General features: G+C 34.5%; 15 protein-coding genes. 13 read left to right on the forward strand and 2 right to left on the reverse strand.

The window, feature by feature from the left end; translation table 11 throughout:
• Nucleotides 1-117 precede the first annotated feature (117 nt).
• Nucleotides 118-1,803 carry a gliding motility lipoprotein GldJ gene (gene gldJ / locus AABD74_RS07560; protein WP_232677810.1) on the forward strand — a complete coding sequence of 562 codons (1,686 nt, stop codon included), beginning with the start codon at nt 118-120 and terminating at the stop codon, nt 1,801-1,803.
• A 100-nt stretch (nt 1,804-1,903) separates the two neighbouring features.
• Nucleotides 1,904-3,190 carry a UDP-N-acetylmuramoyl-tripeptide--D-alanyl-D-alanine ligase gene (gene murF, locus AABD74_RS07565; protein WP_406845132.1) on the forward strand — a complete coding sequence of 429 codons (1,287 nt, stop codon included), beginning with the start codon at nt 1,904-1,906 and terminating at the stop codon, nt 3,188-3,190.
• Between the two features lie 35 nt (nt 3,191-3,225).
• On the opposite strand, the gene AABD74_RS07570 is transcribed toward murF, so the two are convergent.
• Nucleotides 3,226-6,096 (reverse strand): triple tyrosine motif-containing protein, encoded by a 2,871-nt coding sequence (locus tag AABD74_RS07570; RefSeq protein WP_406845133.1) that lies wholly within the window; start codon nt 6,094-6,096, stop codon nt 3,226-3,228.
• A gap of 345 nt (nt 6,097-6,441) precedes the next feature.
• On the opposite strand from AABD74_RS07570, the gene AABD74_RS07575 reads away from it, so the two are divergent.
• The 10 genes from AABD74_RS07575 (at nt 6,442) to AABD74_RS07620 (ending at nt 22,327) form a co-directional block, all read left to right on the forward strand.
• Nucleotides 6,442-9,552 (forward strand): SusC/RagA family TonB-linked outer membrane protein, encoded by a 3,111-nt coding sequence (locus tag AABD74_RS07575; RefSeq protein WP_406845134.1) that lies wholly within the window; start codon nt 6,442-6,444, stop codon nt 9,550-9,552.
• A 13-nt stretch (nt 9,553-9,565) separates the two neighbouring features.
• On the forward strand, nt 9,566-11,074 hold the full coding sequence (locus tag AABD74_RS07580) for a RagB/SusD family nutrient uptake outer membrane protein (protein ID WP_406845135.1): 1,509 nt from the start codon (nt 9,566-9,568) through the stop codon (nt 11,072-11,074).
• Between the two features lie 35 nt (nt 11,075-11,109).
• Nucleotides 11,110-11,985, forward strand: a complete 876-nt coding sequence (locus AABD74_RS07585) for a PKD domain-containing protein (protein ID WP_232676179.1) — start codon at nt 11,110-11,112, stop codon at nt 11,983-11,985.
• A 133-nt stretch (nt 11,986-12,118) separates the two neighbouring features.
• Nucleotides 12,119-13,573, forward strand: a complete 1,455-nt coding sequence (locus AABD74_RS07590; protein WP_406845136.1) for a glycoside hydrolase family 30 protein — start codon at nt 12,119-12,121, stop codon at nt 13,571-13,573.
• Nucleotides 13,574-13,664: 91 nt separating this feature from the next.
• Entirely contained in the window at nt 13,665-15,134 is a 1,470-nt protein-coding gene (locus tag AABD74_RS07595; protein ID WP_406845631.1) for a glycoside hydrolase family 30 protein, read from the forward strand.
• A gap of 25 nt (nt 15,135-15,159) precedes the next feature.
• On the forward strand, nt 15,160-16,632 hold the full coding sequence (locus AABD74_RS07600) for a glycoside hydrolase family 30 protein (protein ID WP_406845137.1): 1,473 nt from the start codon (nt 15,160-15,162) through the stop codon (nt 16,630-16,632).
• A gap of 29 nt (nt 16,633-16,661) precedes the next feature.
• Nucleotides 16,662-17,744, forward strand: coding sequence for a glycoside hydrolase family 16 protein (locus AABD74_RS07605; RefSeq protein ID WP_406845138.1), 1,083 nt, complete (start codon nt 16,662-16,664; stop codon nt 17,742-17,744).
• Between the two features lie 73 nt (nt 17,745-17,817).
• Complete coding sequence (locus AABD74_RS07610) at nt 17,818-18,657, forward strand: endonuclease/exonuclease/phosphatase family protein (RefSeq protein ID WP_406845139.1); 840 nt, start codon at nt 17,818-17,820, stop codon at nt 18,655-18,657.
• A gap of 2 nt (nt 18,658-18,659) precedes the next feature.
• Nucleotides 18,660-20,084 (forward strand): glycoside hydrolase family 30 protein, encoded by a 1,425-nt coding sequence (locus tag AABD74_RS07615; protein ID WP_406845140.1) that lies wholly within the window; start codon nt 18,660-18,662, stop codon nt 20,082-20,084.
• A 14-nt stretch (nt 20,085-20,098) separates the two neighbouring features.
• Nucleotides 20,099-22,327: a glycoside hydrolase family 3 N-terminal domain-containing protein gene (locus tag AABD74_RS07620; RefSeq protein ID WP_406845141.1), complete on the forward strand. Its 2,229-nt coding sequence runs from the start codon at nt 20,099-20,101 to the stop codon at nt 22,325-22,327.
• A 50-nt stretch (nt 22,328-22,377) separates the two neighbouring features.
• On the opposite strand, the gene AABD74_RS07625 is transcribed toward AABD74_RS07620, so the two are convergent.
• The gene (locus AABD74_RS07625; RefSeq protein ID WP_232676152.1) at nt 22,378-22,644 is read right to left on the reverse strand and encodes a hypothetical protein; all 267 of its coding nucleotides are present in this window, start codon (nt 22,642-22,644) and stop codon (nt 22,378-22,380) included.
• A gap of 298 nt (nt 22,645-22,942) precedes the next feature.
• Between AABD74_RS07625 and AABD74_RS07630 the strand changes: the two genes are divergently transcribed.
• Nucleotides 22,943-23,698 carry an NrtR DNA-binding winged helix domain-containing protein gene (locus AABD74_RS07630; RefSeq protein WP_232676150.1) on the forward strand — a complete coding sequence of 252 codons (756 nt, stop codon included), beginning with the start codon at nt 22,943-22,945 and terminating at the stop codon, nt 23,696-23,698.
• Nucleotides 23,699-23,704 lie beyond the last annotated feature (6 nt).

Raw genomic sequence — 23,704 nt, forward strand, 5'->3', positions numbered from 1 at the left:
GTAACTATAGGTTATTTTCTGGTAAAAAACAGCTAAATAAAATTATTAGAACAGATGTTGCTAATTAAATGTTAATTATTATATTGCAGCACCTAAATTTATCACCTAAGAATGAGTATGAAAGTAAACAAAATTGTAGTCTTGCAATTAATGATGTCAATGGTATTGATGTTGGGCACGGCTAGTTGTAGCAAAAAATCGAGTTCGAGTCACGCTTCTAGAGCAACTGGCTGGGATGTAGATAGTCAGAATGGAACAGCTGCTAGAAATGCTGGGAAAAAACAACAGGCTGGTCCTGGTTTAGTTTTTGTTGAAGGAGGTACGTTTACTATGGGTAAAGTACAGGATGATGTTATGCACGATTGGAATAACACACCAACTCAACAACACGTTCAATCATTCTACATGGATGAAACTGAAGTTACGAATGGTATGTACTTAGAATACCTTGAGTGGTTGAAGAAAGTTTTTCCTCCAACAGAAGAAAATTACAAAAATATTTACGAAGGGGCATCGCCAGATACTTTAGTTTGGAGAAATCGTTTAGGATACAACGAAACGATGACTAATAACTATTTAAGACATCCTTCTTATGCTAACTATCCTGTAGTTGGTGTTAACTGGATTCAGGCTGTTGAATTTAGTAAATGGAGAACAGACCGTGTAAACGAAGCTGTTTTAGAAAAAAACGGGTATCTTAAAAAAGGAGCTAAAACACAAGATGTTAGTGCTGAAAGCTTATTTAATACAGAAACTTACTTAGCTTCTCCAACTACTACTTATGGTGGAAACGAAGAGTTGGTTTTAAAGAAAAACCCAGCTGGAAAAAGACCAAAAGCAGGAAAAGATGGTACTGTTCCTGAAGAGCATAATGTTTATGCACAACGTTCTTCTGGTGTAATTTTACCAGAATACAGACTTCCTACTGAGGCAGAATGGGAATATGCTGCTGCTGCTGATGTTGGACAAAGAGAATATAATATTTATAAAGGACAAAAGAAATATCCTTGGTCTGGAGATTATACACGTTCAGCAAAACGTAAAAACAAAGGGGATCAATTGGCTAACTTTAAACAAGGAAACGGTGATTACGGTGGAATTGCTGGTTGGTCTGATGATGGTGCAGATATTACAAATGCTGTAAAAAGCTATAGTGCAAATGACTTTGGATTATACGATATGGCAGGAAACGTAGCAGAATGGGTTGCCGATGTTTACAGACCTATTATTGATAATGAAGCAAATGATTTTAACTACTACAGAGGAAATCAATACGCTAAAAACAAAATTGGTAAAGATGGTAAAATTGAAATCGTTTCGACTACTTCAATTAAATACGATACTTTAAGTAATGGTAAAGTAATTGCAAGAAACCTTCCTGGAGAAATTGCTCAGGTTCCGGTTGATGAGCAGGAAACTTACTTAAGACAAAATTTCAGTACAAGCGATAACATCAACTATAGAGACGGAGATAAACAATCTTCAAGATTCTTTGACTTTGGAGATTCTGAGTCTGGACCTAAAGCTGATCAGGCAATGTACAACTCTCCTAAACATAACGTTACAGTTGACAGTTTAGGTAAAATGATTAGAAAATATGATAACTCTAGTAAACGTACTACTTTAATCGATGATAAGGTAAGAGTTTACAAAGGAGGATCTTGGAGAGATAGAGCTTATTGGTTAGATCCGGCTCAAAGAAGATATTTCCCTCAGGATATGGCAACTGATTATATTGGATTTAGATGTGCAATGTCTAGAGTTGGTGCTAAAACTGAAAGAAGAAAATCACCAAGAAACTAAAAGTTAAAAAAACTCAATAAAAAAATTCCAAATTCCATACTGAATATTCAGATTTTGGAATTTGGAATTTTTTTATTTTTATAATTTTAAAGTGTTATAAATGAATATTCAGGAAATTCATAACTTATTTTTAAAATGCAGATCACTTTCAATTGATACTAGAAAAATTGAAAAAGAGTCTATGTTTTTTGCTATAAAAGGCGAAAATTTTGATGCAAATACTTTTGCTAAAGAAGCGCTTGATTTAGGTGCTTTATATGTTGTTATTGATAACGAATCTTATTTTATTGATGAGAGAACGATCTTGGTAAACAACAGCTTAGAAACGCTTCAGGAACTTGCAAAGTTTCATCGTGCCTATTTAAAACTGCCTATTATTGCGCTTACAGGAAGTAATGGAAAAACTACGACAAAAGAATTGATAAATGCTGTTTTATCTCAAAAATTTAAAACTAAAGCTACTATTGGGAATTTAAATAATCATATTGGAGTTCCTTTAACATTGCTTTCTTTTACAAAAGAAACAGAGATAGGAATTGTAGAAATGGGGGCAAATCACAAAAAAGAAATCGAATTTTTGTGTGAAATCGCCCAGCCTGATTTTGGTTATATTACCAATTTTGGAAAAGCGCATTTAGAAGGTTTTGGCGGCGTTCAGGGGGTTATTGAAGGAAAAAGCGAAATGTATCAGTACTTATCAAAAAACAATAAATTTGCTTTTGTTAATCTTGAAGATGCTATTCAAATTGAAAAATCAAATAGCATAAAATCCTTCACTTTTGGAATAAATAAAGAAAACGCTGATCTAAAAATTAAAGATATAAAGGCAAATCCTTTTGTGGTTATTGACTATAATGACTTTACGGTTGAATCGCATTTAATTGGACTTTACAATGCTAATAACATTAATGCCGCTGCCGCAATTGGAAAATACTTTAAAGTAGATGATGCTGCGATAAAACATGCCATTGAAAATTATATTCCGGAAAATAACAGATCTCAATTGCTGAATAAAGGCTCTAATCAAATTATTTTGGATGCCTACAATGCAAACCCAAGCAGTATGGCAGTTGCAATTGCGAATTTTCTTCAGTTAGATAATAATAATAAAATTATGATTCTGGGTGATATGTTTGAGTTAGGCGATGAGAGCCCGCAGGAACATAAACTGATTGTAGATTCTGTATTAAATCAAAAAGAATCATTTTGTTATTTGATTGGAAAAGCATTCTATGAAGATAAAATTTTGAATGATACTATTAAGTTTTTCGAAACTTTTGATGCTTTTGCAGATTATCTAAAAACTATTCAATTTAAGGACAATACTATTCTGATAAAAGGATCGAGAGGAATGGCTCTCGAGAGAACTTTACAATATATTTCTTAAACAGAAAGGCCTTCTTGTAACAGAAGGCCTTTTATTTAAATACTCATTAAAAAACCAATCAGGTTTTCCTTTTTATTTAATCCGAGTTTTTTTCTCAAACGATAACGGGCTAATTCTACTCCGCCGGTTGAAATATTCATAATTTCGGCAATTTCTTTGGTAGACATATTCATTAATAAATAAGTCGATAAATCGAGCTCACGGGGAGAAATTGTTGGGTATTTTTCTTTTAAGCGCTTTAAAAACTCAAAATGAACATTCTTGATATGTTTTTCTAAATCTTTCCAGCTTTTATCTGTATTTACCTCTTTTACAATACTCTTGTTTAATTTGCTGACCTGGAACTTAGTTGAATCGTCCAGCGCCTCGACATCAATCTCTTTCAGTTTATGAATAATTCCGTTTAGGATTTTATTCTTTTTTACTACTTGCAAAGAATTGTTAACCAGTTCTTTGTCTTTTGCTAAAATCTTTATTTGCAGTTTATCGTTTTTCAGTTTTTCGATTTCTTTTTCAAGATCATATTGTTCCTGTCTAATTCTTGATTCTTTTTCAAGATAAAGCCTTCGCTGTTCGATAGTTTCATAATATTTATTCTTTCTAATTTTCATTTTAATTCGATTAGAAATTACATAAATGGCAATTATTAATAGAACAAAATATAGCATAAAAGCCAGAAAGTGCCTGTACCAAGGCGGAGAAACAGTAAAAGAAATTGTTGATGGTTCAGACTGGACCCCATAACTATTTCGCACTTTTACTTTCATCACATAATCGCCTTCGCGAAGGTTTGTATACTCTTTAATTGAAATGGTTGACCAATTACTCCATTTTTCATCAAAAGGTTCCAATTGGTAAGAAAACTGAACATTTTCAAGGTTCTCATAAGTTGGCGATGAAAAAGTAAAACGAACATGATTTGATGAATAAGGAATTCGTATGTTTTCATTCTTGTTTTGATTATTTCCTAGGATTATAGTATCGCCCGGAAATGAAAAACTGCGAATAAAAGCTTTTGGTTTTGTTACAAAATTGTTTAAAAGTTCAGAGTCATAATGAGCTAAACCGTCTGTTAATCCTATGAAGATATTTTTAGAATCAATCGTATTTACTGAAAGATAACTATTGACCAGGTTACCGGTTAAATTAGAAAATGGTGCAACGATATTTCTATAACTATTATTCTGTTTCATTAATACACCCAAAGATTCATCATAAGCGTACCATAAATTTGACTGTGAATCTTCGCTTAGTGCTTTTATGACCGGGATATTTTTAAAAAGACCGGTTAGTTTTTTGTCTTCGTAGAATATTTCCTGTTCTGAGGAATATTTATAAAAATGATTATTTGTTTGAAAGTATACTTTGCCGTCAATTTTTTGAAGACTTCCTATATTCTTAAACTGGGTTGTTAAGCGGTCAATTTTTTTTATGCTTGAAAACCTTGTCAGATCATCGCTTAAAGACATTTTATATATAGATTCGTCTTTTTTAAGCCATAAATAAGATTGATCCAGTTCAAAACTATTTGATGATTTGTCAAATCCCGCGACTTGATTTTTAAATACAAACCCATTTGGAGTTTTCTGAAAAACAGCAAATCCGTCATAATTTGAGCCAATAAAAAAACCAGGATGATTTGGAATTTTCTTAAATCCGAAATACCCTTTCGAATCTATAACATTAGTTACTTTTCCTCCTTTAATTATTAGTGCCCCTCTGTTATTGGCACAAATTAATTCATTGTCTATAACCTGTACATTCCATGATTGAGCAGTTGTTCCTTCAACAAGCTTAAAAACATCTTCCTTAAAGCTATTATTCCAGGCATGATAAAAAACACCCTGATTGGTTGCAACATACAAATTTCCCTGATGAATAACAGAAGCATAAACGGTGCTGATGTCATAACTAAATCCAAAATAAGTAAAGGGGGAGCTTTCGTTAACGTAAGTGATACCATTATCCAGCCCAAGCCAAAGATTGTTTTTATTATCAATAAATGAAGTTAAAACCGTGTTGTTTTGCAGTCCTTTTTTTCGATTTATATGTTGAATGATTTTACCCTCAAAATCGCAGATAGCAATTCCATCCAAAACCGAATTTAAAACAATAAATCTATTGTTTATGATAACACCTCCGAGCGAATTGTTTCTTTTTACAAAATTATTGGCTTCCGTATTCCATTGGGTTAAGGCGTTATTCTCGTAGATAAACAATCCCTTTTCTAATGTAATAATTAAGATTTTGTTTTTGCCAAGAGAATACATTGCCCAGATTTCAGTATTATTTAGGTTTGTTGTATTTGGAAGAGCATATAGTTTACCGTTTTTATATTCTAAAATTCCTTTTTCAACATCTTGAAAATAAAGTTTATTGTTTACTACAAATGAGAACTGAAAACGTTTTGGGGCTTTTAATATGGTTAGTTTTCCTTTTTTAAAGATATAAGCCCTGGCAAAAGACTGAAAAACGGTTTGATTATCTATGGAATGAATTTTCCATATAAAGTCAATGATTTTGATTTTATTCTTATCAACTTTTTTAGAAAGTGATGTGTATTGAAGTTTTCCTTTATTATTGGGCTGAAAATATCCAAATTCATTATAACCTCCCACAAATATCTTTCCTGAGTTATCAATCTTTAAACATCGTACAGAAGTTAAATTTGGCAGTGGATATTTTCTCCAGGAAGAACCGTCAAACTGCAAAAGACCATTATTGTTGGCAAAATATAAATTTCCATTCTTATCCTGATCGATATTCCAGTTTTGGGTTCCACCTTTATATTCATTACGCTTGTAATTTCTTACATCCGGCAATCCGATGTTTTTAACCTGTCCAAAAACGGTAATTGTGAATAATGTAAAAAAAGTAATATAAAAATAGGATATCGTTAATTTCATTAATTATTCGGTTTAATTTGTTTTTTAGTGACTAAGTTGTTTGTTTATAGATATTTACAAGGGATTTTTCTTTACTATCACGTTGTAGAAAAGTATTTCGTTCATAAAAATAAGCAATCTTATATAATTGTAGTGTTTATTTTTTCAATTAACATTTCCATAACATCTTATTTTTTGTTTTTAAATATTTGTGAATCAGTTTTTTATAAAAAAAATGATGTGTTTTTGTAATGTGTAAAATTTTAGTTTGATGTGTTTTTGTAATGAATTTTAAATGTTGATAGTAAAAAAATAACATTATTATTGCATCAAATTACTAATTAATTAACCAAAATTTTTAGAAAAATGAAATTAACAAAATTACTTATTTTTTGTGTTTCGTCTTTATTATTCTCGGTTATAGCTGCGGCTCAGGATGTCACGGTAAATGGAATGATAAACGATGAAAGTGGAATGCCGATTCCGGGCGCAACTGTTGTCTTAAAAGGTACAACAAAGTCGACCGCATCAGATTTTGATGGGAAATTCCAGCTGCAGGTGCCTTCAAACGGAGTTTTGACAGTTACTTTTATAGGATATGCTACAGTTACTGAGGCTGTAAACGGAAGAACAAAAATTACAATTCAATTAAAACCAGAATCACAATCATTAAATGAGGTTGTTGTAGTTGGTTACGGTACTCAAAAGAAAGCAGTAGTTACAGGTGCAATTTCAAGTGTAAAAGCTGCTGATTTAGAGAAAGTACCAAACGGCAGAGTTGAGCAGGCGTTACAAGGTCGTGTTGCCGGTGTAACAATTGCCTCAAGTTCAGGTCAGCCTGGTGCGGGATCCACAATCCGTGTACGTGGTATTACAACTTTTGGCGACGGTGGAAATAACCCACTTTGGGTTGTTGACGGTAACGTTGTTGATGCTGGAGGAATTGGTTTCTTAAATCAGTCAGATATCGAATCTATTGAGGTGCTTAAAGATGCAGCTTCTGCGGCAATTTATGGTACTCGTGCTGCAACTGGGGTAATCTTGGTTACTACAAAAAAAGGTAAAGCAGGTAAAATTACAGTAAACTACAGTGGTTTTGCAGGGGTATCTTCTCCAGCAAAAAAATTAGATTTATTGAATGCTGCCGAATATGCAACTATTATGAATGAAAAATCAGTTGCTGATGGAGGTTCAATCTTATACTCTAATCCTTCTGCTTTAGGAAAAGGAACAAACTGGCAGGATGCTATTTTTAATGACAGTGCTTTCAGATACACTCATGAATTAAGTATTAGCGGCGGTGGGGAATTCTCTACTTTTTATGCATCATTTGGTATTCAGGACCAGGAAGGTATTGTTGCTACAGAAATTTCTAATTATACTAAAAAGAATTTCCGTTTAAACTCTACTCATAAAATATCTAAGTATTTTACATTCGGACAAACTTTTGGTTATACAAGACAAAAAACGGTTGGAATTGGAAATACAAACAGTGAGTTTGGCGGACCTTTAAGTTCAGCCATAAACCTTGATCCATTAACTCCATTAGTAGTTACAGATCCTGCTGTTGCAAATGCGGCACCTTATTCTACAAATCCTGTAGTTCGTGATGCAAACGGAAATCCTTATGGAATTTCAAGCGTTGTGGGTCAGGAGATGACAAACCCATTAGGGTATATCCAGACAAGATTAGGAAGATATGGATGGTCTGATGATTTCGTTGGGAATGCTTATTTAGAAGCTAATATTACTCCACATTTAAAAGTAAGATCTACACTGGGAGGCAAACTTTCTTACTGGGGAGATCAAGGTTTTACACCGGTATATTTCTTAAGCGCAAATGTGAATGTTCTTAAAAATAGTTATTATCAAAATAACAATAAATCATTCAATTGGAATATTGAAAACGTTCTTACTTATTCTAACAAATTTGGAGATCATAATGTAAATGTTTTAGCTGGTCAAGGATCTTATGTTGATAACATCGGAGGTTATGTTGGAGCTACAATGTTTGGTTTGCCTATTACTGACTATCGTGACGCATCTTTCAAGTTTGATATTCCACAAGCAGACAGAAATAGCGCTACAGATGATTTCGTTCAACATAAAGTAACATCTTTATTCGGTCGTTTAAACTACGATTATATGGAGAAATATCTTGTAACCGGAGTTATTCGTCGTGATGGATCTACTCGTTTTGGAGAGAATCATAAATTTGGAGTTTTCCCGTCATTCTCTTTAGGATGGGTAGTTTCAAAAGAAGGTTTCTGGAAAGAGAATAACGTAGTAAACCTTTTAAAAATTAGAGGAGGTTATGGAGTTGTAGGTAATGACCAGGTTGCTGATTTCAGATATATATCATTAGTATCAGGAGGTTATAACTATTCTTTTGGAAATACAGGTGCTATCACAACAGGTTATGCTAACGTAACTCTTGATAATCCAGATTTGAAATGGGAAGAAACTTCTCAGGCAAGTATTGGTATCGATGCAAGATTATTTAACGATTTTAATATAACATTAGATTACTACAAAAAGAAAACAACAGGAATCTTGAGACCGGTTGTAATTCCTGGATATGTTGGAGTTGCTGAACAGCCATGGGCTAACGTTGCGGATATGAACAACAGCGGTGTGGAGTTTGAGTTAGGTTACAAGAAAAGACTTGGTGATTTTAATTTAGGAGTTAACGGAAACATTGCTTACCTGAAAAACGAAATTACTTACGTTGGTGCATCTAATAACTTTATCATTGGAGATGCTTCTTTCCAATCTATGGGACCTGTTACAAGAACTCAGGTTGGTCATTCATACAATGAATTCTACGGATACAAAACAGCTGGAATTTTCCAGAATCAAGCTGAAATCAATGCTTACACAAATGCTGCAGGAGGTTTAATCCAGCCAAATGCAAAACCAGGAGATTTCCGCTGGGTTGATAACAACGGAGATGGATCTATCTCTGATGACGACAAACAATACTTAGGAAACAGTATCCCTAAATATACTTTCGGTTTAACAGTAAACTTAGATTACAAAGGATTTGATTTTATGGCATTTGCTCAAGGTGCTGCCGGAAGCAAAATTTTCCAGGGATTACGCAGATTAGATATCCTAAATGCAAATTACCAAACAGAAGCTTTAGGTCGCTGGACAGGAGAAGGAACTTCAAATGATTACCCAAGACTTGCTAATAATGACGGAAATGGTAACTTCAGCAAAATGTCTGATTTCTACCTGGAGAGCGGTGATTATGTTCGTTTGAAAATTGTTCAGTTAGGTTATACTCTTCCAGTTGATCTTTCTTCTAAAATTGGAGCAGACAGAATCCGCTTCTATCTAACAGGTGAAAATTTATTCACTATCACAAAATACACAGGATATGATCCGGAAATTGGAGGTCAGGTATTTGGTGTAGACAGAGGTGTTTATCCACAAGCAAGAACTTTCATGCTTGGAGCGAACGTACAATTTTAATAATTAAAGAATCATGAAAAATAAATTTAAATACATATACGCTGTCATTGCTTTGGCTGCTTTAGGAGGATCTTGTTCTGAAGATTTCGTGAGCATTGACCCAAAAGGATCTTTCTTATCAACTAGTTACTATAAAGATGAACAACAGGCTACAGCTGCTCTTGTTGGTGTTTATGATCCATTAAGAAAAAATACAGGTGGTTTTGAAAATCTTGTAGCAATGCTAAATGCTGGTTCAGATGATTTCTACGCTGGTGGTGGTGGAGCTTCAGATGGTCAGGGAATTCAAAATTTCTCTACTCACTCATTAACTTCATTAATTATTCCCGGAAGTTTCTGGAATGATCATTACCAAGGTATTTACAGAGCAAACGTTTTGTTATCAAAAATGTCTGGAGTTAATATGTCAGATGCATTAAAAGTTAGATTCACTGGAGAGTCTAAAGCATTAAGAGCATTGTACTATTTCAACTTAGTAAGAATGTTTAAGAACATTCCATTGATTTTGGAACCTCTTACAACATCAACAATGTTAAATGTTGAGCAATCAGCTCCGGAAGCAGTTTATGCTCAAATCGAAAAAGACTTATTAGAGGCTATTCCGGCTTTACCAACTACTGTTGATGCAGCTACAGGATCTGGTCGTTTAACAAGAGGAGCTGCTCAGGCATTACTTGGAAAAGTTTATTTATATGACGGAAAAAATGCAGAGGCTGCAGCTATTCTTGCTCAGGTAAACGGTACGCCTGGTCAGCCAAATCAATATGGAAACAAATTACTGGCTAATTTCAGTGATCTATGGGTGGTAGCTAATAAATTCAATTCAGAATCACTTCTTGAAGTGTCTCACACTAGTGCAGGAAATTCTGATTGGGGATTCTGGGGTTCTGGAAGGGATGAAGGAAACTCATTAAATGTAATGGTAGGTCCTAGAGGTTATTCCAGACCTGCAAATTCTACAGCTGCTGATCTTCCTTCAGGATGGAGTTTTAGTATACCAACACAAAAATTGTATGATGCAATGAAGAATGATCCAAGATTTGGTGCAACTATTTTCGACCTAAAAGCTTTAAAAGCTGCGGGAAGTGCTGATTATATTCCTGGTTACCAAGACACAGGTTATTTCCTGAATAAATTTTTACCAAGAAAATCAGATGTTCGTACAGGTGGTGGAGCGGCTGAGCTGAACTACAAACAAAACTCTTATGTTATCAGATTAGCAGATACTTATTTATTAGAAGCAGAAGCATTAGGTTCAGGTACAAGAGCTCAGGCATTATTAGATGCTGTTAGAGCCAGAGTTGGACTTGCTTCAGTTCCTGTAACATTAGCGGCTATTAAAAATGAAAGAAGAATGGAACTTGCTGGTGAAGGACACAGGTTCTTTGACTTAGTAAGATGGGGCGATGCAGCAGCAGCTTTAGCAGATAGAGGTTTTAACGCTGGAACTGATGAAATTTTCCCAATTCCTTATGTAGAATTGACAGGGACTAAATTGAAACAAAACCCTAACTATCAATAATTAAAATAACTATCTAACCAAAAACCAATAAGAAAATGAGCCTAAATATAATTTTAAAAAGAGGTGCTTACCTAATGCTTGCAATAGTATTAGGTTCGCTTACCAGCTGTGAGGATGATCCTGCAAATAACGGTTTAACAGCTGCAAGTGTTGATGCTTCATTTACTGTAACACCAGTTGCAGGAGCTGTAAATACATATCTTTTAACTGCACAGCCAAAAGGTGTTATTTTATCAAAATGGAATACCGGCGACGGTGCTTATCAAGGTAAAATGACTGAAACAATTTCATTGCCTGATGCGGGAACTTATACAATTACACATACAGCAATTGGAGCAGGTGGAGCGTCAGGAACTGCAACAGCTCAAATTGTTGTGGCAACAACAGATCCAGCTAAAGGGAATTTAGTTCAGGGAGGATTTTTTGAAACTCCTGCAGATCAGGCAAAATGGACTGTTTTAAACTTAAGTGCAACTGGGGCAGCTTTTTGGTCTTATGCTAACAAAAGTGCAACTATTCACTCACCAGGAGGATGGGCACAAGAAGGAATTTATCAGGCAATTGATGTAGTAAAAGACAAAGAATACACAATTGATATGTTAGTTTCTTCTCCAAGTGGTTCTGATGAAACCTGGTTTGAAGTTTACGCCGGTAAATCAGTTCCTAAATCGGGAGTTGAGTATAAAGATAATAAAGTAATGGGATTAAGTACTTGGGACGGTTGTGCTAAAGCAGCATTTTCAGGTAAATTATCTACAGTAGGCTGTGTTAAAAATGATGCAACTGGTACAGTTTCTAATACTGTTAAATTCTCTGAAACCGGAAAAATATATCTTTTAATCAGATCAGGAGGCAACACATTTACAAAAGATGGTATTACCATTACTAAGGTCGAATTAAGAGGAAAATAAAAGTTTAAGTTAAGTTTAAGTTTGGTTGTAAATAGCCCATAATCATTATGAGTATGGGCTATTTTTAAATCCTAAGCAATCAGAGAACGAGTTTCTGAAAACTTCTTTTAGAATTAAAAAATCAAAGAAAAGAATGAAAAAAAATACTTTAAAATTTCTGTGCTTTTTGTTTACAGTCACCGCTCTTGCGCAGCAGACAAAAGCAAAGAAAGAATTTACAACCAACGGGAAAAAGATAACGGTTTATACAACTGCCGAAAATTCAAAACTGAGATTAACATCAACAGATAATTTGACTTTTTCAGCATCAAAACAGCCTCTTGAAACGGAGATTTCTGTTTTTGTAGAACCGTCTAAAAAGTTTCAAACCTTTATGGGAATTGGAGGTGCCATTACTGATGCGAGTGCAGAAATTTTTGCTAAACTTTCAAAAGAAAAACAAATAGAATTCTTAAATGCCTATTACGATAAACAAAAAGGAATTGGCTATTCTTTGCTAAGAACCACGATCCAAAGTTCTGATTTTAGCAGTGGAAGCTATTCTTATATCGCAGAAGGAGATAAAGATTTAAAAACGTTTTCTATTGATCACGACAGGCAATTTCGTATTCCGTTAATCAAACAGGCAATCCAGACTGCAGGAGGAAAATTATTGACATATGCGGCACCGTGGTCTCCAAATGCTTTCATGAAAAGTAACGGAAACGTATTAAAAGGAGGAACATTATTGCCAGAATATTATCAAACCTGGGCAAATTTCTATGTCAGGTTTATAAAAGAATATGAGAAAGAAGGGATTCCAATTTGGGGAACATCAACTCAAAATGAGCCAATGGCGGTTCAAACATGGGAATCTTGCATTTACACCGCCGAAGCTGAAAGAGATTTTATTAAAAATTTCTTAGGTCCAACTTTGAAAAGAGAAAAACTTGGAGATAAAAAAATTATCGCCTGGGATCACAATCGTGACTTAATGAATCACAGGGCAAGTGTAATTTATTCTGATCCCGAAGCTGCAAAATATGTTTGGGGAATGGGTTTTCATTGGTACGAAAACTGGTCTGGAGGAGATTCAATGTTTGACAACGTTGCAAAAGTAAATGAAGCATATCCGGACAAAAAGCTATTGTTTACAGAAGGATGTGTTGAAAAATTTGATACCGCAAAATATCAGCTTTGGGGTAACGGAGAACGTTACGGGATTTCTATGATTAACGATTTCAATAATGGAACCGCTGGATGGACAGACTGGAATATTCTTTTAGATCAAAATGGAGGACCTAATCACGTTGGAAATTTCTGTTTTGCACCAATCCATGCCGATACAACAACAGGAGAATTAATTTACACGCCATCTTATTATTACATAGGACATTTTTCAAAATTCATTCGATTAAATGCAAAAAGAGTCAGCTCTGCAGTAAGCAGAAGCGGTTTATTAAGTACATCATTTTTAAATACTGATGGTACAATGGCAACCATCGTAATGAACAAAACAGATAAAGAAATTACATATAATTTGATAATAGCAGCAGAAAAAACAGTAGTCAAAATTCCTGCACACGCTATACAAACGCTTGTTTATTAATATTTTTTGAGTTAACAGAAGAGGGCTGATTTGAATCATCTAACTCAGCCCTCAATTTTTAATTTGAAATAAAATGTTTTTTGAAGCAACAATGAAAACCATCAATAGAATCTTATTAGTTTTAATAATAATCTTGCAAGTAAGTTGTTCAACATCAAAAACTGCAAATGGCTCTGCTGTTTCTGCATCCAAAACAAATAAAAAAATCACGGTTTATACTACAGCCGAAAATACCAATTTGAGATTATCATTATCAGATAATTTAATTTCAAATTCTGCTGCACAACAAACAAAATCAACGGTTTCTATTACTTTAGATGCCGATAAAACAGATCAGGTTTTCTTAGGAATTGGCGGTGCCATTACAGACGCAAGCGCTGAAGTATTTGCAAAACTATCACCAAAAAAGCAACAAGAATTCCTAACCGCTTATTACGATAAAAATAAAGGAATAGGATATACTTTAGCCAGAACGAATATCCATAGCTGCGATTTTAGCAGTGACAGTTATACCTATGTTGCAGAAGGTGATAAAGATTTAAAAACCTTCAACATTGATCACGATCGAAAATATCGAATTCCATTAATAAAAAACGCAATTGAAACTGCCGGCGGGAAATTAACCTTATTTGTTAGTCCGTGGAGTCCCCCAGCTTTCATGAAAGACAATAATGATATTTTACACGGCGGCGTTTTGTTGCCAGAGTTTGCACAATCATGGGCAGATTATTATGTTAAATTTATAAGAGCTTATGAAAAAGAAGGAATCCCTGTTTGGGGATTAACCATTCAAAATGAGCCAATGGCAAAACAACGTTGGGAATCTTGTATTTATACCCCAGAAGCAGAAAGAGATTTTCTTAAAAACTTTCTTGAGCCAACTCTAGAAAAAGAAGGACTTAGCTCTAAAAATGTTATAATCTGGGATCACAATCGCGGAGATATGTTAACCAAAAGAGCCAATCTTGTTTTTTCAGATCCTGCAGTTTCAAAATATGCATGGGGAATTGGATTCCACTGGTATGAAACATGGAACGGCGGAACACCAAAATTCGAATCAGTAGGTGAAGTACACCAGGCTTTTCCAAATAAAAATTTACTTTTTACAGAAGGATGTATCGAAAAATTTGATGCTTCGAGATTTCAGTTTTGGGGAAATGCAGAACGATACGGACTTAACATGATCAACGATTTCAATAACGGAACCGTTGGCTGGACAGACTGGAATATTCTTCTGGATCAAAACGGAGGCCCAAATCATGTTGGAAATTTTTGTTTTTCACCAATTCACGCCGACACCACAAAAGATGAATTAATCTACACACCGATGTACTATTACATTGGACATTTCTCGAAATTTATTCAGCCAAAAGCTAAAAGAATAATGGAGACAATCAGCGACAAAAAATTAATAAGCACATCTTTTAAAAATTCTAATGACAAAATAATAACCATTGTCATGAACCAATCAGATAATGAGATTGTTTACACCTTAATAAACCACAATTCACAAAATACTATAACTATCCCGGCACACGCAATACAAACTATTGTATACTAAATTGGGAAACTAAAAACTATTAAAAATGAAACTAAATTTTAAAAACACTATAAAAATACTGTTCTTCTCAATAGCAGTATTTTCTCAGATAAAATGCTCATCATCAAACGATGCTGTCGATCCTGTGGTAAACCCGCCTGTAGTAAACCCTCCGGTTGTGGTAACAAACGATGTTGATTTCTGGTTAACAAAAGGAGACCAAAGCGTATTATTAGCAAAACAAACCGGAACACTGGGATTTGGAACAGTTGTCAATACTTATACAAATATTGAAGTTAATGCTTCTCAAAAATATCAGACTGTTGATGGTTTCGGGTATACATTAACCGGCGGAAGTGCAGATGTAATCAATCAATTAACTGCAGCTAAGAAAAGTGCACTTTTACAAGAATTATTTGGTTCCGGAGCTAATTCAATTGGAGTTAGTTATCTTAGAATCAGTATTGGTGCATCTGACTTAAACGCCGCGCCATTTACTTATGATGATCTTGCAGCAGGTGAAATTGATTTGACTTTAGCAAAATTTAGTTTAAACAAAGACAAAGCTGGGGTAATTGCACTTTTAAAAGAAATTCTGGCGATTAACCCAAAAATTTTAATTTTAGCAACACCTTGGTCAGCACCGCTTTGGATGAAAGACAAAGACAGTTTTATTGGAGGAAAACTGCAGACTCAATATTATGATGTTTATGCTAAATATTTTGTAAAGTACATTCAGCAGATGAAAGCCGAAGGAATTACAATTGATGCAATAACACCGCAAAATGAGCCTTTGCATGACGGAAATAACCCAAGTATGTATATGTCTGCAGCAGAGCAGGCTAACTTTATTAAAAACAATTTAGGGCCGGCTTTTAAAGCAGCAAACCTTAGTGTAAAAATTATTGCTTACGATCACAATTGCGATAACCCAAATTATCCAAAAGCTATTTTGGCTGATGCCGATGCATTTCCATTCGTAGACGGATCAGCATTCCATTTATATGCCGGAGATATCAGCGCACTTACAAATGTTTACAATTCTTATCCAACTAAAAATGTGTATTTTACAGAACAATGGACTTCTTCGGCGGGTGATTTTGCAGGAGATTTAAAATGGCACGTTCGAAATGTAATTGTTGGTTCGATGAGAAATTACAGCAAAAACGCATTAGAATGGAATTTAGCTAACGACGGATCTTTTCAGCCTCATACAAATGGCGGCTGTTCGATGTGTAAAGGAGCATTGACAGTAACTTCAACAGAAAATTTTCAGCGTAATGTTGCCTATTATATTATTGCACATGCATCAAAATTTGTTCCTGCAGGATCTATTAGAATTGCAAGTACTTCAAGCGGAAGTTTACAAAACGTCGCCTTTATAACGCCATCTGGATCAAAAGTTTTAGTAGTTGTAAATGACTCGTCAGGAAGTGAGATTTTCAATATCAAATTCAATGATAAATGGATCACAACTTCTCTTGAGGCCGGATCTGTTGGAACTTACACCTGGAAATAAATTAAAGACAACGTAAAATTGATTTTCAAATGAAAAAAAATAAAAATATAATGGACAAAGCAGGTATTCTAACATTTATTTTACTGCTGATATTTCAGTCTTGCAGCAGTAGTAACGATAGTTCAGATGGAGGTTTGGATAATCCTGCCCCTTCAAACCTTACTGTTCAGGTTGAAGTTGTGGGTAAAACCGCAGCAAATCCTGACGGGGACGGAAGCGGTAAAGTGAACTTAAAGATTAATGCTGCGAATGCAATTTCGTATAAAGTTTTAATAGACAATCAGCTTAAAGAAATTACAAGCGGGGATCTTACATATACATTTACGACTGCAGGAACAAAAACATATTCTATAATTGTTTCAGCTTATAATGCTTCAGGACAGTTTATCAGCTCAACTTCTTCAGTAAATATATACGTTGCCAGAAAATTACTTTGGTCAGATGAATTTGATGTTGACGGTGCTCCAAATACATCAAAATGGGGTTATAACACAGGAACTGGAGACGGCTGGGGAAATAATGAATTAGAATATTACACAAGCCGCCCTGAAAATGTAATTATTTCAAATGGTACCCTAAAAATTAAAGCAATTAAAGAAGAGTATATGGGAAGCCATTATACATCGACAAGAATGCTTACAAAAGGAAAATTTTCGTTTAAATATGGCAGGGCCGAAGTTCGGGCAAAATTACCTGTTGGCGGCGGAACCTGGCCGGCATTCTGGATGCTGGGTGACAATATTGATACGGCAGGATGGCCATTATGCGGTGAAGTAGATATTTTAGAATCAGTTGGAAATAATCCAAACGTGAACCACTCTTCATTACATTCGCCTGGACGCTCAGGAAATACACCTGATACAGCTACAATAACAGTAGCAAATTCAACAACAGAATTTCATGTTTATGCAGCAGATTGGTCTGCAGAAAGCATTAAGTTCTATGTAGATGATAAGTTGTTTTACACCTATGCTAATTCAGGTTCAACTCCATTTAACCAAAACTTTTTCCTGATTTTAAATTTAGCAATGGGAGGAAATTTTGGAGGAACAGTTGATCCAAATTTCACTAATGCAACTTTCGAAGTTGACTACGTGAGAGTGTATAATTAACATAAGTTTTAACTAAGTTTTTTCCTTTAAGGCTAGAGAAACGCTAGTTTTACGAATTAAAACTTTTAAAATTATGAAAAAGACAAATAAAATTATCTTAGTAGTATTCTTACTTTTTGTGAGTGTTTCATTTTATGGTCAAAATTTAAAAATTATGACCTACAATATTCGTTTAGATGTAGCATCAGACGGAGAAAATGCGTGGCCAAAACGAAAAGATTATTTTACATCTCAAATACAATTTTATGGTCCGGAAATTTTTGGGGTTCAGGAAGCAACCCCAAATCAGGTGATAGATATCGCATCGGCTTTTCCAAATTATAACAGATTTGGAATAGGAAGAGAAGAAAACGGAACGGGAGAAGCCTGTACTATTTATTACAAAAAAGACCGTTTTAAAGTGCAGAATTCCAATACATTTTGGCTTTCAGAAACCCCAAACGTAGTTTCAAGAGGCTGGGATGCAGCTTGCAACAGAGTTTGTACGTATGCACTTTTTACAGATTTAAAAACAAAAAAAACGTTCTGGGTTTTTAACCTGCACCTTGACCATATGGGCGAAGAAGCAAGAGTAAAAGGAGTACAGCTTGTTTTAAAAAAAATAAGCGAAGTAAACACAAAGAAATACCCGGCGTTTTTAATGGGAGATTTCAATTCAGAACCAAACACGCCGCAAATTGCAGAAATAAAAAAAGTAATGGATGATACTAGAGATGTTTCAATTGAAAAACCTTTTGGACCGTCAGGAACGTTTAATGATTTCAAACATAATGAGCCAGTTACATTATTGATAGACTATATTTTTATTTCAAAAAATAGCGGATTAAAAATTCAAAAACATGCAGTTTTAAGTGATTCTAAAGATTTAAAATATCCGTCAGATCATTTACCTGTTCTAATAGAAATAGATTAAAAATGAAAAATAGCAGCAAAAAACTTCAAATCTTACTTTTACTGCCGCTTATTGCGATGCAGATAAAATGCGGATCTTCAAAAAATGCAGCTGCCAATCCTGGAAAAGCAGAATCATGGATTACTACTGCAGATGAATCTTCAAAACTTAAAAAACAGGATGATTTAGTTTTTGGTACAGAAACTAATTCAAACCAAACCATTGAAGTAAATCCTTCTGAAAAATTTCAAACCATCGAAGGTTTCGGATTTTCGTTAACCGGAGGAAGCGCTCAAACAATTTTAAAACTGGATAAAGCAAAAAGAGAAGCCTTGCTTCAGGAATTATTTTCCAGAAAAAATGATGCCATTGGTTTAAGTTACCTGCGTATTAGTATTGGAGCTTCAGATTTGAATGAAAAAGTTTTTTCGTATGATGATATGCCCGAAGGACAAACAGATTTAAAACTGGAACACTTTAATCTTGGTCCGGATTTAAATGATGTAGTGCCTTTGTTAAAAGAGATTTTAGCAATAAACCCGCAAATAAAAATTATGGGTTCACCGTGGTCTCCGCCAGTTTGGATGAAAGACAACGGAAGCTCAAAAGGAGGAAGCCTGCAGCCCAAATATTATGAGGTTTATGCTCAGTATTTTGTAAAATACATTCAGGCAATGAAATCTCACGGAATTGTTATTGATGCCATTACACCGCAAAATGAGCCGCTGCATCCTGGAAATAATCCAAGTTTATTAATGCTGGCAGAACAACAGGCAGATTTTATTGGGAATCATTTAGGTCCCGCTTTCGCGAAAGCCAAAATCAAAACCAAAATTATAGTTTATGATCACAACTGTAATAAACCAGAATATCCTTTAACTATTTTAAAAGATGTAAAAGCTAACCCTTTTGTTGCAGGTTCAGCATTTCACTTATACGAAGGAGATATCAGCGCATTGTCAACAGTTCACGATGCATTTCCAAACAAAGATTTATACTTTACAGAACAATACACAGGATCAGGAAGCAGTTTTGAAAATGATTTAAAATGGAGTGTAAAAAATGTTGTCATTGGTTCAATGCGTAACTGGAGTAAAAATGCACTTTCATGGGGATTGGCAAACGATGAATATTACAAACCATTTACACCAGGCGGATGTTCAACTTGTAAAGGTGCTTTAATGATCGATCAAAATCAAAATATTAAGCGTGAAGTTGGTTATTATATTATTGGACATGCTTCTAAATTTGTTCCCGAAGGTTCAGTAAGAATTGGAAGTAATATTGCTGGAAACTTATACAACGCAGCTTTCAAAACGCCATCTGGACAAACCGTTTTAATTGTAGAAAACGACGGGACTTCGGCAGAAACATTCAATATCAAATACAATCAAAAACAAATTTCAACTACTTTAAACGCTGGTGCAGTTGCAACTTACGTTTGGTAACCAAAATTAAATTCATGAAAAAAATAACCACATTTGCCTTGTTGATGGTCTCGTTTTTTGCGGCGGCCCAGCAGCAAACAATAGATCAAAAAGTAAATGATCTGTTGAAGAAAATGACAATTGAAGAAAAAATTGGTCAGCTTAATCAATACACGGGAGACAATCAGGCAACGGGGCCAATTACAATAAACCCTAACAAACAAGCCGAAATCAAACAAGGTTTAATAGGTTCGATGCTAAACATCATCGGAACAAAATATACCAGACAATATCAGGAATTGGCCATGCAGTCAAGACTTAAAATTCCGTTGTTGTTTGGTCAGGACGTTATTCACGGATACAAAACAACATTCCCGCTTCCGTTAGCCGAAGCAGCAAGCTGGGATTTACAAGCCATTGAATTAGCAGCCAGAGTAGCTGCAGAAGAAGCTGCTGCAAGCGGAGTTCACTGGACATTTGCACCAATGGTAGACATTAGCCGTGACCCGCGCTGGGGACGTGTAATGGAAGGTGCTGGAGAAGATACTTACTTGGGATCTAAAATTGCTTATGCAAGAGTAAAAGGTTTTCAGGGAAATAAATTAGGAGATTTAAACTCTGTTATGGCCTGTGTAAAACACTTCGCTGCTTATGGAGCCGGAGTTGGAGGCAGGGATTATAACTCAGTTGATATGAGCGAAAGAATGCTTCTTGAAACCTATTTACCCCCTTTTAAAGCCGCTTTAGATGCCGGAGCAGCAACATTTATGAATTCATTTAATGACTTAAACGGAATTCCTGCAACTGGAAATGCACATTTACAAAGAGATATCTTAAAAGGAAAATGGAACTTTCAGGGATTCGTAGTTTCTGACTGGGGATCAATTGGAGAAATGGTCGCTCACGGTTATTCAAAAGATCTTAAAGAAGCTGCATATTCTGCAATTACTGCCGGAAGTGACATGGATATGGAAAGTAATGCATACCGATATAATTTAGCACAGTTAGTAAAAGAAGGCAGGGTTTCTATCGATTTGGTTGACGATGCAGTAAAACGTATTCTTCGCAAAAAATTCGAATTAGGTTTATTTGATAATCCTTACAGATATTCTGATGATAAAAGAGCAGAGAAAGTTTTAGCAAATCCGGCAAACAGAAAAGCGGCACTTGAAGTTGCTGAAAAAAGTATCGTTTTATTGAAAAATGAAAACCAGACTTTACCAATTTCTAAAAGTGTAAAAACAATTGCATTCATTGGCCCAATGGTAAAAGAATACAAAGCCAATATGGGATTCTGGTCTGTTGAACTTCCAGATGTAAATTACGATAAATGGGTAGTTTCGCAATGGGATGGTTTACAAAATAAAGTAGGTAAAAACACAAAATTACTTTACGCAAAAGGCTGTGAAGTTGATGGAGATAATAAAGATGGTTTTGCCGAAGCAGTTGAAACCGCTAAGCAGGCAGATGTAGTAATCTTGAGTATTGGTGAAAGACGCGATATGAGCGGTGAAGCAAAAAGCCGAAGCGATTTACATTTACCGGGTGTTCAGGAAGATTTAGTAAAAGCAATTCAGGCAATAGGAAAACCAGTTGTAGTTTTAATAAATGCAGGAAGACCACTAGTTTTCAATTGGACAGCAGATAATGTTCCTGCAATTATATATACTTGGTGGTTAGGAACTGAAGCTGGAAATGCAATCGCAAATGTTTTATTTGGAGATTACAACCCGTCAGGAAAACTGCCAATGACTTTCCCAAGAGAAGTAGGGCAGATTCCAATTTATTACAATCATTTTAGCACAGGAAGACCAGCTAAAAATGAAAATGCAACAAACTATGTTTCAGCTTATATCGATTTAAAAAACTCTCCTAAATTTCCTTTCGGATACGGTTTGAGTTATACAAAATTTGATTATTCTGGTTTGAAATTATCTTCGACAAAAATCAAAAGCAGCGAAACAATTAAAGTTTCATTTCAATTATCAAATGTTGGAAAAGCTGTCGGAGAAGAAGTGGTTCAGCTATATTTAAAAGACAAATTCGGATCAGTAGTTCGTCCAGTTTTAGAATTAAGAGATTTCCAAAAAGTGAAATTGAATGCGGGAGAAACTAAAACAATCGAATTTACAATCGATAAAGAAAAACTTTCTTTCTACAATGATAAACTGGAATGGACGGCAGAGCCAGGAGATTTTGAAGTACTGATTGGAGCTTCATCAGCAGATATTAAACTAAAATCAGATTTTGAATTAGTACAATAATATAGAATGTCAATTAAAATTGGCGTTATGGATTTTATAAAGGTTTTGAATTATTTTAAAACGGTATTTATAAAATCCATAGCGCCAATTCCTTTATAGGATTCAAGCAATGCTTTATCAAGAGCTTCGCGTTTTGTTTTTTTATTTTTTACTTCTCTTTCAATTACCTGATTAAAAATTCTTTCCTGCTCTTCACTATATTTTAATGAGGCTTCAAGAAGATAAGTTTTAGATACAAATCCGAAAGAAGACCAGATTTTTGTTCTAATTTTTTTGTTGATATTTTTTAGCGGGTTGATGCTCATAATCTCGTTCATTAAATTTCAATTCTATTTTATTGAAGGATTTCAAAATTAAAAACTTGTAATCTTTTTCTTTCTTAAAATTTAAATTTCAACAATTTGTCAGTCAAATGTGTTATTATGACGCAATGTACTTATTTTTTCAATTCATTTCGTAATTTTAACTAAAATTGTGATTTTTACACTTTTGACTTTTCAATGCATAATTGTTTAAAAAAGACTTACTTGCTATAAAAATGCTGCAGTCTTTGAAAAATAAAGTAAATTGCAAGTTTAAATAAAAAACGGAAAGAGGTATTAATTAAAAACTCAAATGCTGAAATTTATTATAGAAAATAACGAAAATTATCAGCCGGGACTTTCCATAGACTGCGTCATTTTTGGGTTTCATGATAATCAATTAAAAGTCTTGCTGATTAAAGTTCCGCATAGTGAAAAATGGTCTTTGCCGGGCGGGTTTATTCCGATAGATCAGGATATTGATACAGCAGCAGTCACCGTTTTAAATGAAAGAACCGGAGTCGAAGGTATTTTTTTAAGACAGTTTGCAGCATTTGGAAAAATTAAACGGAATGATGATCATTTTGGGAAAGAGGTTTTAAAATATTTAAATATCGATCCCGAAAAAGGCAAATGGCTGACACGTCGTTTCGTAACAATTGGCTATTATGCTTTGGTAGATTTTTTAAAAATTGTCCCAAACCGAATAAATTCTAATGAAATAATTGAATGGATCGATCATAAAGAGGTTCCCGAACTCATTTTAGACCACAAAGAAATTCTTAATAAAGCTCTGGATACGCTTAGAATTGAACTGAATTTAATGCCAATAGGTTACAATTTACTTCCGGAAAAATTTTCAATGCCGGAACTGCAAAAATTGTATGAAACAATTCTGGATAAAAAACTTGACAGAAGAAATTTTATGCGAAAAATAACCAATATCGGAATTCTGACAAAATTGGATGAAAAGAAAAATAATGTGGCACACAAAGCCCCAAACTTATATTCTTTTGATAAAGAAAAATACGATGAAGTTTTAAAAAATGGTTTGAATCAAGGTTGGTAAATCAAG

Source organism: Flavobacterium soyae (genome assembly GCF_045348165.1).
In the GTDB taxonomy this organism is placed as follows: Bacteria; Bacteroidota; Bacteroidia; order Flavobacteriales; family Flavobacteriaceae; genus Flavobacterium; species Flavobacterium soyae.